The 12888-nt window shown below is 36.8% G+C and carries 15 protein-coding genes; 5 read left to right on the plus strand and 10 right to left on the minus strand.

Annotated elements, in window-relative coordinates; all coding sequences use genetic code 11:
• Positions 1-34: 34 nt before the first annotated feature.
• Complete coding sequence (locus BN1068_RS10245; protein ID WP_077602764.1) at positions 35-967, minus strand: YybS family protein; 933 nt, start codon at positions 965-967, stop codon at positions 35-37.
• 937 nt (positions 968-1904) lie between these two features.
• Between BN1068_RS10245 and BN1068_RS10250 the strand changes: the two genes are divergently transcribed.
• Both BN1068_RS10250 and BN1068_RS10255 read left to right on the plus strand, forming a co-directional pair.
• Positions 1905-2390: a hypothetical protein gene (locus BN1068_RS10250; RefSeq protein ID WP_077602765.1), complete on the plus strand. Its 486-nt coding sequence runs from the start codon at positions 1905-1907 to the stop codon at positions 2388-2390.
• A 170-nt stretch (positions 2391-2560) separates the two neighbouring features.
• On the plus strand, positions 2561-3046 hold the full coding sequence (locus BN1068_RS10255) for a hypothetical protein (RefSeq protein ID WP_077602765.1): 486 nt from the start codon (positions 2561-2563) through the stop codon (positions 3044-3046).
• A gap of 71 nt (positions 3047-3117) precedes the next feature.
• Here the strand turns inward: BN1068_RS10255 and rpsR are convergent, their stop codons facing one another.
• The 7 genes from rpsR to BN1068_RS10295 form a co-directional block, all read right to left on the minus strand.
• Positions 3118-3348, minus strand: a complete 231-nt coding sequence (gene rpsR / locus BN1068_RS10260; RefSeq protein WP_077602766.1) for a 30S ribosomal protein S18 — start codon at positions 3346-3348, stop codon at positions 3118-3120.
• Between the two features lie 88 nt (positions 3349-3436).
• Positions 3437-3949, minus strand: coding sequence for a single-stranded DNA-binding protein (gene ssb, locus BN1068_RS10265; RefSeq protein WP_077602767.1), 513 nt, complete (start codon positions 3947-3949; stop codon positions 3437-3439).
• 15 nt (positions 3950-3964) lie between these two features.
• Positions 3965-4252 carry a 30S ribosomal protein S6 gene (rpsF, locus tag BN1068_RS10270; RefSeq protein ID WP_077602768.1) on the minus strand — a complete coding sequence of 96 codons (288 nt, stop codon included), beginning with the start codon at positions 4250-4252 and terminating at the stop codon, positions 3965-3967.
• A 246-nt stretch (positions 4253-4498) separates the two neighbouring features.
• Positions 4499-5599 carry a redox-regulated ATPase YchF gene (gene ychF, locus BN1068_RS10275; RefSeq protein ID WP_077602769.1) on the minus strand — a complete coding sequence of 367 codons (1101 nt, stop codon included), beginning with the start codon at positions 5597-5599 and terminating at the stop codon, positions 4499-4501.
• 194 nt (positions 5600-5793) lie between these two features.
• Entirely contained in the window at positions 5794-5988 is a 195-nt protein-coding gene (locus BN1068_RS10285) for a DUF951 domain-containing protein (RefSeq protein ID WP_077602771.1), read from the minus strand.
• 102 nt (positions 5989-6090) lie between these two features.
• Complete coding sequence (locus tag BN1068_RS10290; RefSeq protein ID WP_077602893.1) at positions 6091-6990, minus strand: mechanosensitive ion channel family protein; 900 nt, start codon at positions 6988-6990, stop codon at positions 6091-6093.
• 239 nt (positions 6991-7229) lie between these two features.
• Complete coding sequence (locus BN1068_RS10295) at positions 7230-8249, minus strand: YkvI family membrane protein (RefSeq protein ID WP_077602772.1); 1020 nt, start codon at positions 8247-8249, stop codon at positions 7230-7232.
• 78 nt (positions 8250-8327) lie between these two features.
• On the opposite strand from BN1068_RS10295, the gene yyaC reads away from it, so the two are divergent.
• Positions 8328-8927 (plus strand): spore protease YyaC, encoded by a 600-nt coding sequence (gene yyaC / locus BN1068_RS10300; protein ID WP_077602773.1) that lies wholly within the window; start codon positions 8328-8330, stop codon positions 8925-8927.
• Positions 8928-8971: 44 nt separating this feature from the next.
• Here the strand turns inward: yyaC and BN1068_RS10305 are convergent, their stop codons facing one another.
• A complete protein-coding gene (locus BN1068_RS10305) occupies positions 8972-9676 on the minus strand; it encodes a DUF554 domain-containing protein (protein ID WP_077602774.1) in 705 nt (234 codons plus the stop codon).
• Positions 9677-10208: 532 nt separating this feature from the next.
• Here BN1068_RS10305 and BN1068_RS10310 point away from each other — a divergent pair.
• Both BN1068_RS10310 and BN1068_RS10315 read left to right on the plus strand, forming a co-directional pair.
• Positions 10209-11141 carry an ABC transporter ATP-binding protein gene (locus tag BN1068_RS10310; protein WP_077602775.1) on the plus strand — a complete coding sequence of 311 codons (933 nt, stop codon included), beginning with the start codon at positions 10209-10211 and terminating at the stop codon, positions 11139-11141.
• Positions 11134-11910 carry a hypothetical protein gene (locus tag BN1068_RS10315; RefSeq protein WP_077602776.1) on the plus strand — a complete coding sequence of 259 codons (777 nt, stop codon included), beginning with the start codon at positions 11134-11136 and terminating at the stop codon, positions 11908-11910. Before BN1068_RS10310 ends, BN1068_RS10315 begins: the two co-directional genes overlap by 8 nt.
• A gap of 97 nt (positions 11911-12007) precedes the next feature.
• On the opposite strand, the gene BN1068_RS10320 is transcribed toward BN1068_RS10315, so the two are convergent.
• On the minus strand, positions 12008-12886 hold the full coding sequence (locus BN1068_RS10320) for a sensor histidine kinase (protein ID WP_077602777.1): 879 nt from the start codon (positions 12884-12886) through the stop codon (positions 12008-12010).
• Positions 12887-12888: the final 2 nt, after the last annotated feature.

Genomic DNA, 12888 nt, shown 5'->3' on the forward strand with positions numbered 1-12888 from the left:
CATTCAGCTCCTTCAAAATCCAACAATCTGTCTCTTATTTCAACCGGCTTCTTAATCGGAAACCTATATCAATTATACCTAAGATTCGGACGAAATAAAGAAGAAATGTTGGAAAAAGAATTGTTAGGATAACGATTAAAATAGGAAATACTTTTGATTTTTTTTTAATATGTGCAAAATAAAAGATGAAAGAAAATCCCTGCAGTGACAAGGCAATTCCGACAATCATCAATAAATTCTGTGCACCAAAATACATCGTGCTTCCTTCAGCGAAGTCGATAACAGATAAAATTAATGCTAATAGATAAACCCAAATAATTGCACTGGGAAATTGCAGTTCACGAAATGGCGGAAAATAGAGCTTTTCTTTTTCCACCCGGTTAAACCACTTATAGCTGATCCATTGAGTAATAAATGCTGAAATAAAAGCAAAAAGAACCATAAAGGTTGGAATTAATTGTTGTAATAAGTCAATTTGTGTGTCTATCAGCACTTCTATGTCTTTTTCATTTAACGAAGGGTTAATACTTTCTATCATAGATGTACTGGTATTAACAGATTCTTCCACAATCTGACTAAATTCAGACATAATATTAACGCCCATAAGCGTTTGTATAAAAATATAAGAAATGAGCATTCCAATAATGAAACCAAATGTACCTTGAGCCAGTGTTTCATAGGCTGTATTCCTTTTATACATCGCATGACCGATAAAAATTCCTCCTGCAGCAGCAACTAATACTAACGGCAGAATAATATACGACAGCAGTAATGTAGAAATAAAGGCAACAGCTACTGTCACAACAAGACCGGCTTTTACTCCATGCCGCTTTATGTAGAAAATAAAAGGAACAGGCAAAATAAAAGCTGTAATTAAACTAAGTATCGGTAATAAGGAAGCCACCAATATTGCAATTAAGATTGCAATTACCACGGCTCCTTCTGTAATTTTTTTCGATTGGTTCATATACTACTGCACCTCGTCCTAGCAAAAATAAATACTTACTGAAAATGAAATTAGCTGCTCCTTCTTTTTTTCATATCCATATATCTCAATAAAATTCTATGAAAGGCAGCAACATAATAATTCAACACATATTCTACTATAATAACACGAATTTAACAGAAAGGCTTGTATTGCACCTTGTTCATTTATTATAATATTTGTCTTTTCGTTGGAAAATGAATCAAATCCACCATTCTATAATATAAATAATAAATAGGATATTTCCAAAGTAAATTTTCATATTATTTCCCGGGAAATTTGTCGAATAACGCAGTTTTCTTACCCATCTATGAGCTGATTCCTTTATAATAGTAGTGTTGCCAACTAGAAATGGATTAAATCATTTCATTTTCTGTTGATTTAAGCTTATACATATATTATTTATTAACTCAACTTTCGCACCTTAAAAAATAATTTGCTTATCATAGTTTTAGATGTTGATCATTTCTTCCATCTATCTCTTGACAAAGCATAAACTATATCTAGAAAGAAGGTAACGTGTAAGGCCACCGCTGCGGCGGATCGTTTTGCTTTCCTAGGGGCATGCTCTTCAGCTAACTCCATCAGGCTATGATTTCCTTCATACGCTGTAGAAGCCTAACTGAGCGGAGACCAACCACGCAGACTCCTATGGGAACAGGGCGAGCTGAAGATCCACTTGAAAAGCGGGTTTCTTTTCAAGTTAGCTGAAGCCGTCCCCATGGAAAGCGTAGTGGTTGGTCGGAGCGGCGCTATACACAATCTCCATTTCCGCAGAAGGATGAATTGACAAAATGTAACCAGGATAATGAAGCACATGTTCATCCTGGAATGGTAAGGTATAGATGCTTATTATCAGGTGCAAAAGTTGAGTTATTAAGAAACAGAAGCAGCACAATTGAATTAAAGGATGATAAAAATGCAATTTACAAAAATATTAAAAGAAAGCCTTTTACTTCCACAAAAAAAAGCCATGTTTCAGATCAACCGGATTGGAATGGATAGCATTATGATTTATCTTTTTATTTTATTTATAATAACATCCTTACCTGAACTGTTGTCACGGTTAACAGATCAGACTGGCTTGGGCGGAGAAATGAACATTATTTTCCAGTTTATCTATTTCTTTATGTTCTATTATTTAATTTTATCCGTGTTATTACTGGGAGTCATTTCATTCATTGCTTATTTAGGCAGAGGAGTTGTCTATCTGGCAAACCGAAAGCTTTACTATGGAACATTGTGGAAATTGACTGCCTGTTCACTAACTATCCCCATTCTGGTATTTACACTTATTTCGTTTATCTGGCCAATTCCAGATTGGTTTTTATTTATCTTTTTTATTTATCCCTTTTTATTGCTGATACGGATGATTTACTTATATCCACAGAGAAGGGTTCGTTAAAAACCTATTATAATTTTTCCCTGTATCAATAATAAAACCCTTAAGTCCATAAGAACTTAAGGGTTTTATTATTACTCTGCTACATATGGCAATAAAGCCATTTGACGAGCACGTTTAATTGCANTTATTAAGAAACAGAAGCAGCACAATTGAATTAAAGGATGATAAAAATGCAATTTACAAAAATATTAAAAGAAAGCCTTTTACTTCCACAAAAAAAAGCCATGTTTCAGATCAACCGGATTGGAATGGATAGCATTATGATTTATCTTTTTATTTTATTTATAATAACATCCTTACCTGAACTGTTGTCACGGTTAACAGATCAGACTGGCTTGGGCGGAGAAATGAACATTATTTTCCAGTTTATCTATTTCTTTATGTTCTATTATTTAATTTTATCCGTGTTATTACTGGGAGTCATTTCATTCATTGCTTATTTAGGCAGAGGAGTTGTCTATCTGGCAAACCGAAAGCTTTACTATGGAACATTGTGGAAATTGACTGCCTGTTCACTAACTATCCCCATTCTGGTATTTACACTTATTTCGTTTATCTGGCCAATTCCAGATTGGTTTTTATTTATCTTTTTTATTTATCCCTTTTTATTGCTGATACGGATGATTTACTTATATCCACAGAGAAGGGTTCGTTAAAAACCTATTATAATTTTTCCCTGTATCAATAATAAAACCCTTAAGTCCATAAGAACTTAAGGGTTTTATTATTACTCTGCTACATATGGCAATAAAGCCATTTGACGAGCACGTTTAATTGCAATAGTCAATTTACGTTGATATTTTGCAGAAGTTCCAGTTACACGACGAGGAAGAATTTTTCCACGTTCAGAAACGAAACGTCTTAGCAAGTCAACATCTTTGTAATCGATATGCGTAATTCCATTTGCTGTGAAATAACACACCTTACGACGTTTTGCACGTCCGCGACGAGCTGCCATGTGAATACACTCCTTTTATAGGATGTTCAAAAAGTCCGCTAAAAATGCCTTTTTGAACTCTCATTTAAATTAATTTAGTGAAGACGATTTAAAACGGTAAATCATCATCGGATATATCAATCGGTTCCCCATTATTTTTAAATGGATCTTCCTGATTTTGGTTTTGATTTTGGTTAAAACCTTGGTTTTGATTTGATGAAAATGGATTTTGTTGATATTGGTTCTGATTATTTTGGTTACCTTGGTAGCCATCAGATTGATATTGTCCGCCACCTTGAGAACCTTTTGTCTCCAGGAATTGAACACTATCTGCCACAATTTCTGTTACATAAACCCGCTTACCATCTTGTCCTTCGAAATTACGTGTTTGAACACGACCATCTACACCAATTAAGCTCCCTTTTTTCATATAGTTCGCCAGGTTTTCAGCTGGTCTACGCCAAACGACACAGTTTATAAAATCTGCTTCGCGATCTCCCTGTTGATTCGAAAAAGGTCTGTTAACAGCAATAGTAAAGTTGGCTACTGCCACACCATTTGGAGTATAGCGTAAATCAGGATCCCTCGTTAATCTGCCAACCAATACGACACGATTTAACATCAGAACCACTCCTTATTATTTTTCATCTCTAATTGTCATATGACGAATAATATCATCGTTGAATTTCGCCAGGCGATCAAACTCATTTACTGCAGCTTCATCACTTTGGAAATTGATAATAACATAATAGCCATCACGATAGTCATTGATTTCATATGCAAGACGCTTCTTGCCTTTTTCATCAACTTTTTCGATTTCCGCTCCGTTATCAGTAAGGATTTTGTTAAAACGCTCGATTAAAGCAGTTTGTGCTTCCTCTTCGATATCTGGGCGGATGATGTACATAGTTTCGTATTTTCTCATCCGTTACACCTCCTTTTGGTCTTAGCGGCCCTCATCTCTCATAATTCCACGTTGAATCACAGACATAAGAGCAAGGAATAATTATCTAATTACTCACAATGCAATATTATACCAAATAAATTATGTTATGACAAGTCTTCGAGAGAACCTGATTTACCTTTTTCAACTATTACTGGTGACATTCTTTTCATAGGAAATATCTAAAAAGCCTGTTCGCATGGCTCATGGAGCTATTCAAACACATCATTATACATTAAAACGGAAATGAATAACGTCACCGTCCTGGACAATATATTCTTTTCCTTCCAGTCTTACTTTCCCTCTTTCTCTTGCAGTTGCCATATTACCCGCATCCACTAAATCACCATAAGACACAGTCTCTGCACGAATAAATCCACGCTCAAAATCAGTATGGATAATTCCCGCTGCCTGTGGTGCTTTTATTCCTTGACGGAAGGTCCATGCACGTACCTCCTGTTCACCGGCTGTGAAATAAGTTGCCAGTCCAAGTAAGTTATAAGAAGCCTTAATTAATTTGTCTAAGCCTGATTCTGAAATACCTAAGTCTTCCAGAAATTCTTCTTTTTCTTCCGGCTCCAGTTCTGCTATTTCTTCCTCAATCCGTGCACAAACAACAATCACTTCTGCATTTTCATTCGCTGCATATTCTTTTACCTTTTGAACATTTTCATTTGAATCTGGATCTGCTACCTCATCTTCACTTACATTCGCTACATATAATGTCGGCTTACTCGTTAGCAGATGAAGGCCTTTAACCGTTTTTTCCTGCTCCTCTGTGAACTCTATAGCACGAACCGGCTGGTCATTCTCCAAGCCTTCTTTAATCTTGTTCAGCAGCTCGTACTCCACCAGCGCTTCTTTATCCTTTTGACGCGCCAGCTTTTCCACACGCTGGAATCGTTTGTTTACAGATTCCAGATCTGCCAGGATCAGCTCCAAATTAATGATTTCAATATCATCTATCGGGTCTACCTTCCCGGAAACATGTGTAATATTCTCATCTTCAAAACAACGGACCACCTGACAAATCGCATCTACCTGTCTGATATGGGATAAGAACTGGTTTCCTAATCCTTCTCCCTTGCTCGCGCCCTTTACAATTCCGGCAATATCCGTAAATTCAAATGCAGTCGGGACTGTTTTTTTCGGTTTTACAAGCTCTGTTAATTTATTTAAACGTTCGTCTGGAACCTCCACAATCCCCACATTCGGATCAATCGTAGCAAATGGATAGTTTGCTGCTTCCGCTCCAGCCTGTGTGATTGCATTAAATAAAGTAGATTTCCCTACATTTGGAAGACCGACAATTCCTGCTGTTAATGCCATATTACTTTTTCCAACTCCTTAAGGATTCAATTCGTTCGTCAACATTTTCGTAACTCCAATTATAGATAGTCCCTGATAAAAAGACAAGCATGAGAAAACTCAAAACAAGGTCATTCTCTGACCCTATTTTGAGTTTTCTTCTAAGAAAATATTTATTTTTCTCTTGTCTTTTCATAAGCAAAATCTTTTTTTTACTATTCTTCATGTTTTTCTAAAACTTTTTTAAGCTTCTTCGTAAAATCTCTTCTTGGGATAAGAACACTATGCCCGCAGCCAAGACATTTTATTCGGATGTCCATCCCCATCCGAATAATTTTCCAGCGGTTTTCACCGCATGGATGCGGCTTTTTCATTTGGACAATGTCATTTAAACCAAATTCTTTATCCATACTCCCTGCTCCTTTTTGAATAATGCTGTCTGGTTCTGCGCATCTCTTTAATTAATTGCTCAGAACATCTCTTACATCCATTATAGCAAATTTAAGAGAGGTTTATCCTCGATTTTGCCGGCGTTCCTGTGTTAATTGATCCACTTCCTGCTCAGAATAAGTGACAATCCGGGGAGCAGGAATTTTAATACCTGATTTATACAGCTTGTCCTGAATCTCTTTACGGATATTCCGTTCTCCTGCCCATTGGAAAACCGGTTCTGTTTCAGCAATAACACGAACAACAAAGTGGGAGACATCCAGGTTCTGAACCCCAATAATCTCTGGAACACCCAAAATAAACTCATACTTCTCAGGCAGTGTTTCTGCTACCTCCTGAATAATTTGTTCTACTTGTGCCACATCGCTTTCATAAGGCACATTTACATCAACAACAGAAAGACCGTTTCGGGCAGAATAATTGATTACCTGATCAATGTTTCCGTTAGGGACAATGTTCAGTTCTCCTGTCCAGGAAACGATTTTTGATGTGCGCAATCCGATTTCTTCAACAGTTCCTTCTATTCCCGCAGCTAATACATAATCTCCTACAGAAAACTGGTCTTCAAAAATAATAAAGAATCCAGTAATGATATCACGGACGAGGTTCTGTGCCCCGAAACCAATTGCCAGACCTGCAACACCAGCACCGGCCAGTAACGGTCCAATCTCAAAGCTAAAGACTTCCAATATCATCACAAGTGCCATAAAGTAAACAACATATGCTACTACACTCTTAATTAATTTCTTCAGTGTATCTTCCCGGCGTTTTGGAATCCTTATCGGCCCGTGCTGCCTTTGCACAAATAATTTATCTACTATCTTCCGCACAATACCGACAACCAGCCAGGAAATAAGGAGAATCAAAATAATCCGGATTGCCCCTCCTAAAACGGCTAACCACAATTCAGGATTGCTTAAATAATCCCATACCTTGTCAAATTGATGGCTTATAAAATTCAAGTTCATGCGTATATAACTCCTTTCACTTTCATATAAACAGTTCTTCCAGTGGATGTTTAAAAAATACTACCATAATGTTTTTCCCGTCTACAAAAAAATAAACATATAAATTTAACATTTTATATGTTTTTGAGGTTTTTGAACATCAGAATTATACTATTCTCCAATGCCCTCGTTTTTTTAACAGTCCTTTGTCAAGAAGTTAGAAGTTATATGCATGTTATTCATAAATGAAGTGATTATTTTGTTCTCTTCCATAATGGATAGGTTAACAGCCTGGCTAAAATATATAAATTCAGCATACCGTATAGCGGATAAAGGAAGCTTACCAAATTGGCAAAACCAAATCCGGTCAATGGCAGCATAAGCAATACCGAAATAAGCACAATAAGGTACATTGGCTTTTCTTCTTTTAAAAATGACTGCACTCTTGTAGCAATTCCCAGCATCCCCGCAGCAGCAGTTGTAAAAATTGCCAGCCAGAGAAGAATAGACATAAATAGAATCATACCTAATGGAAATTCTTTTAAAATAGCGAACAGAGGAATCTCATACAGAATGATTTCATCTGCAATTTGAATCAGACTGCTATTATAAATATACGAGACAACTCCCAGACACAGCCCCGCCCCGATACAGCAAATAATAATTTCTCCCTTTCCTTTCACCTTATTTCCAATCGCCCCTAAAATAGCTATTAAAGGAAGAATATTCAACGCTGTAAAAGGTAAAGAAGCAAACCAGTTTCGCTGCTCATGCCAATATGCAAACAGCTGTAAATTTTCTTTAAAGACATAAATCACCAGCACATACAAAAGCCCGCCAATCAAAATGGGCAATATAAGCTCATTAAATGTCAATAAGCCTTTTATTCCTTTAATAAATAACAGCACGAGGACGATTCCGGTAATCCCGATACCCACAGAATATGGTAAATGAAATACCTGCCCTGTTGCGCCGCTCCCTGCAATCATAATCATCGTTGTCGTAAAAAGATACAGAAGAATAAATCCGTCAAATGCCTTCGTCAGCCTTTTTCCTGCAATAATCTCTAAAACAGGTAAATAATTAGCACTTTTCAATTGGTAGCTGATCACCATAATCACATAGCAGGAAAACGAAAAAAGAAAAGAAAATATAACAATAGCCAGTCCACTTTCATGTCCAAAAAACTGCCACAGCTCTCTTCCGGATACATATCCGGCACCAATCGTTGCACCAAGAATTAACGCCGTCCATTGCAGGCCTCTTCTCCACATAGTACTTCCTCCAATTCATACGTATAGTTCTTCGTAAATTACCGTATACTGTAACAATATGATTTTGGAGGAACTGCTATGAATCTAAAAAACCGACTGCGCATACAATCAAACCATTTCAGAGCAAATTATAAAGAACCCGACATAGCTAAAACATTATCTAATCAAATATTTCCCTGGTTTCCTTTGAAAGCAAATAATTATATCGCCATCTTTATTGGCACTGATCGTTCTACAGGAGACGCGCTAGGTCCCCTCGCCGGAACATATTTTGAGGAAATGCGGCCCAGGAATTTACATGTATACGGGACAGTTCATAACCCGGTTCATGCTGTCAATTTACAAGAATCGCTCCACAGCATTTATAAAGAACATGATAAGCCTTATCTGATTGCCATTGATGCCTGTCTGGGCAAGAGCAGCTCCATCGGAAGTATTATTGCTGAGAACAAGCCTCTGAAGCCCGGCTTGGCATTAAATAAACAGCTCCCACAGGTAGGAAATATGAATATTACAGGGGTTGTAAACGTCAGCGGCTTTATGGAGCACACTGTTTTACAAAACACCCGCCTGTCTCTTGTTATGGATATGGCTCTAGAAATAGCAGGTATACTCAAACAAATTGATAATCAATTAACGCGTTCAGTGCTTACACATACAGCTGAAAAGACGATGTAACCATAATAAAAAATCGGGCAATAGATGCCCGATTTTTTTCACTTCTAAAATAATGTAAATACATAATAAACAATGACTACTGTAAAAATACTGGGTAATAAATTCCCAATACGAATCTTGGTGATATTTAATAAATTGAGGCCAATCGCCAGAATAAGCAGTCCGCCAACTGCTGTGAGCTCTACAATTAAACCGTCTAGAAAAGCAGCTGATACCCACTTGTCAATTTGTGTTGCCAAAAGTGTAATCGTTCCCTGATAAAGCACCACCGGTATTGCTGATAAGATAACACCAATACCTAGTGTTGTAGTTAATACAAGCGCCGTAAATCCATCAATAATCCCTTTTGTTATTAAGATACCATGATCTCCACGGATACCGCTGTCTAAAGCCCCGATAATCGCCATTGCACCAACACAAAATATAAGTGAAGCTGTAACAAACCCCTGAGAGATGCTTGTGTCATTTTCATTAGTGGCAAAGCGGTAGCCTATCCATTTTCCAAATCGGTTTAACCCCTCTTCTACCTTTAAGCCTTCTCCAATAATTGCTCCTGATAACAAGCTTAACAGGACAACAATAATCTGCTCTGTCTGTAATGCCATTTGCAGTCCAATTAATACAATGGCAAGCCCTATTCCATTCATAACCGTTTCTTTAAATCGTTCGGGTATTTTTGTAAAAAATAAACCAATGATACTTCCAACAATAATAAATATTAAATTAACAATTGTTCCAAATAACGCCACTTCCAGACCTCCTGTTTTGAAGAGGTTTTACCATACCGCAAAGGTTTTGACAGAATGGGAGACCATATCCCCGGTCCCCAGCCTAAAATCTCTGTAAAACAACAATATAAAGCTTACTTCACAAGGTTCACTTGAGAAATGTTCCACGTGAAACATTTCTGTTTAATTATGTTTTCTATATTGCTAAAAAAGTCTATAAACACCATTCAGCTTTTTTATTATGCAGTCCGTAAAACTCCTAATGCTTTAAAGTTTCTTTTTATACTTGGTAAGAATTTATGTAGCTGGTTCATCTAATTATACGCTTATATGATACAGCATTTTATCCTGTTTTTAAGCCTTCCTTTCGGATAAAGAGTTAAGGAGCATTATAATCAAATTTCAATTCATTTGCAATCCTTTTTCTTTATTATAAGTCTAAAAGAAATCACGCCTGAATTTGTGATTTTTTAGAAACATTTTAGAATTGATTGAGCAAAAACTGAAAAATACCCATTATGATATAAACTATAAGGAATGGGAGGCAAACAAAATGGAAACTGTATTAGAAATCAAAAACTTAAATAAGAGATATAAAAATCAATATGCTCTTAAGAACGTTTCTTTATCCATCCAAAAAGGAGAAATTTACGGTTTAATTGGCAGAAATGGAGCGGGAAAGACAACACTATTAAAATCTATTGTAAAACTGATTGATTCAACAAGTGGACAGATTGCTTTATTCGGGGCTTCAACAGAAAAAAGCTGGGTAAAGGCTTTACGCAGAACCGGCAGTGTTATCGAAGTCCCTGTTGCTTATGAATCGCTTTCCGGCTGGCAAAACCTTGCCTATTATTGCAAATTACGGGGAATTACCAACGAAAAAGCTATTATCCAGGAGACGCTGGATATCGTAGGGCTGGACCCAAAAGATAAAAAGAAATTCAAACATTATTCTTTAGGAATGAAGCAGAAGCTGGGGATTGCTATCGCCATTTTATCCCGTCCTGATTTTCTTATACTGGATGAACCAATTAACGGGTTAGACCCACTCTCCATCGTAGAATTCCGCCAGCTGTTAAAACGGCTGCAGCAGGAACAAGGGATGACTATTATTATCTCCAGCCATATCTTATCTGAACTTTATCATGTCGCTACCCGCTTTGGAATTATCCATTATGGTGAATTAGTGAAAGAAATCTCAAAAGAAGAATTTGAGACACTGTGTCAGGAATATATTGTCTTACAGACTTCACAGATGGATAATGCCAGCCGTGTATTGAAAGAAATGAATCATTATCAGGTTAAGATTATTGCCAAGGATAGAATGCATATTTTCGATGACTCTCACCAAATCAACCATATTGTTATTTTACTGGTACAGCAACAAATCCCTATCGATGGGATTTATTATCAAAAACAAGATTTAGAAAATTATTTTACAAGCTTCGTTCGTGACGGGATGGAGGAGATTACCTATGGTTAATGCGATACGTGCAGATCTTTATCGTTTATTTCATACAAAAGGATTTTATATTACTCAGTTTTTATTAATCTTATTTGTCGTCATCAGCGTTTCAGCGGAAGCCACAGGAACTGTAGGTGTGACTAGCTCAGATGAAATAACAGGAATGCAAAGCCGTTTGCAGGCTAATGATTGGGACAGTTATCAGACATTCATTGCTTTTTCCAGCATGGCAAGCTTCCTGATTTATTTCTGCCTGCCATTACTCGTTATGATTGCAGGGTATGATTTTGTTCATAAGAGTTATAAAAATCAACTGACTTCTGGTGTTTCCCGTCTTCAATACTTTGGATCGAAGTACTTGATTTTCATCGTCGTCACAGCCCTCCAATTTCTTTTTTATTACACTTCTGCTTTTCTTACTGCTGCAGTTACGAATGGAATTGGTACCGCTCCAAAGGATTTCTGGATTAATGCTTTACAAACCATAGGAATCCAATTTATAGGTTTCCAGGCCATTTTTATCATTGGCCTTTGCATTCTGGTAATTACGTTTTCCAATGTAAGCAGCGTTATCAGTATCATTGTAATCCCCTTGATTATCAATGTTTCAAGTGCCCTTTTCAACATCGGCTGGCTGAAATATTTCGACTTTCAATTTGGAATAAATTTTGCCTGGGTACGTAACTTACCGGATTTTTCCTGGCCGGTTTTCCTTTGCTTCAGCTCAGGTGTTATCATTGTTATGAGTTATACTGCTTATCAGGCTTTTCGCCATAAAAGCTTATAAGAAGGATATTCGGATTATAAAGGAAATAAAGTTCTATGGTTTGCCAGAAACCATAGAACTTTATTTTTTTATTCAACTCTGCCCGCCTCCCCTGCTTTTATCCATGTAGCCAATCTAAAATTACCACAAATAAATCTTCTTTCTCTTGAATAACCAGGCGGCCGCCGGTTAATTCGGTCAGTTCTCTTGCAATATATAAACCTAATCCAGAGGAATCCTCTGTTTTGGACATGTTTTCTGAATAGAAACGCGTCGTCAGCTTTTCTAAATTTTTAATGGGTTTTCTTTCTCGATTGCTTACTTCTACCTGGACTCTCTCTTGTGTTCCATTTACTTGAACCTGTAAACAATCTCTCCCATGTTTTAGAACATTCCCAAAAATATTTTGCATAATTCGCTTTAATAAATCGGCATCATTTGTAATCGTAAAGGCTTGTTCAAGATCGACCTTTACTTCAAACTGCTTTTCATTAAGCGCATCATAAAATTGCAACAGCTCCTGTTTAACAAGCTCTGTCAGATTCACAGGCTGAAACACTGGTTGAACAGATTGCTCTAATAGATTTTGGTATTCTAATAAAATATCTAAGCGGGCGGAAACCGTGCGTATATTATCTTGAATTTTTGCTAATATTTCCTGATCGTTTGTGTTCTTTCTCAAAAGCTGCTGCGTATAACCTCTGGCGACTGTCAACGGTGTACGAATATCATGGGTAATGTTGTGAAGAGCTAATTTTAAAGTCTCCTGTTCTTGCCGGCTGTCTACTTTCGTCTCTCTCAGCTCTTCAAAAAGCTGGTTAAACGTATTTATTACTTTCTCCACTTCCATATTCTGTGTTTTACTTGTTAACAGCAAATTGGTTTCAGAGACTTTCTTCGCTTCTATATCCAGCAATAATCTTTTCAGAGCATTTTTTTGCCGAAAATAGAGAAAGGCAAAAAAGAAGCATAAACCAATCGCTAATACAATTACCATTA

Source organism: Oceanobacillus sojae, from assembly GCF_900162665.1.
GTDB lineage: Bacteria > Bacillota > Bacilli > Bacillales > Amphibacillaceae > Oceanobacillus > Oceanobacillus sojae_A.

What these genes read in the sequence shown, in the direction of transcription:
- BN1068_RS10245 (WP_077602764.1), bottom strand. Translation starts at nt 967, where the DNA reads ATGAACCAATCGAAAAAAATTACAGAAGGAGCCGTGGTAATTGCAATC.
- BN1068_RS10250 (WP_077602765.1), top strand. Translation starts at nt 1,905, where the DNA reads ATGCAATTTACAAAAATATTAAAAGAAAGCCTTTTACTTCCACAAAAA.
- BN1068_RS10255 (WP_077602765.1), top strand. Translation starts at nt 2,561, where the DNA reads ATGCAATTTACAAAAATATTAAAAGAAAGCCTTTTACTTCCACAAAAA.
- rpsR (WP_077602766.1), bottom strand. Translation starts at nt 3,348, where the DNA reads ATGGCAGCTCGTCGCGGACGTGCAAAACGTCGTAAGGTGTGTTATTTC.
- ssb (WP_077602767.1), bottom strand. Translation starts at nt 3,949, where the DNA reads ATGTTAAATCGTGTCGTATTGGTTGGCAGATTAACGAGGGATCCTGAT.
- rpsF (WP_077602768.1), bottom strand. Translation starts at nt 4,252, where the DNA reads ATGAGAAAATACGAAACTATGTACATCATCCGCCCAGATATCGAAGAG.
- ychF (WP_077602769.1), bottom strand. Translation starts at nt 5,599, where the DNA reads ATGGCATTAACAGCAGGAATTGTCGGTCTTCCAAATGTAGGGAAATCT.
- BN1068_RS10285 (WP_077602771.1), bottom strand. Translation starts at nt 5,988, where the DNA reads ATGGATAAAGAATTTGGTTTAAATGACATTGTCCAAATGAAAAAGCCG.
- BN1068_RS10295 (WP_077602772.1), bottom strand. Translation starts at nt 8,249, where the DNA reads ATGTGGAGAAGAGGCCTGCAATGGACGGCGTTAATTCTTGGTGCAACG.
- yyaC (WP_077602773.1), top strand. Translation starts at nt 8,328, where the DNA reads ATGAATCTAAAAAACCGACTGCGCATACAATCAAACCATTTCAGAGCA.
- BN1068_RS10310 (WP_077602775.1), top strand. Translation starts at nt 10,209, where the DNA reads ATGGAAACTGTATTAGAAATCAAAAACTTAAATAAGAGATATAAAAAT.
- BN1068_RS10315 (WP_077602776.1), top strand. Translation starts at nt 11,134, where the DNA reads ATGGTTAATGCGATACGTGCAGATCTTTATCGTTTATTTCATACAAAA.
- BN1068_RS10320 (WP_077602777.1), bottom strand. Translation starts at nt 12,886, where the DNA reads ATGGTAATTGTATTAGCGATTGGTTTATGCTTCTTTTTTGCCTTTCTC.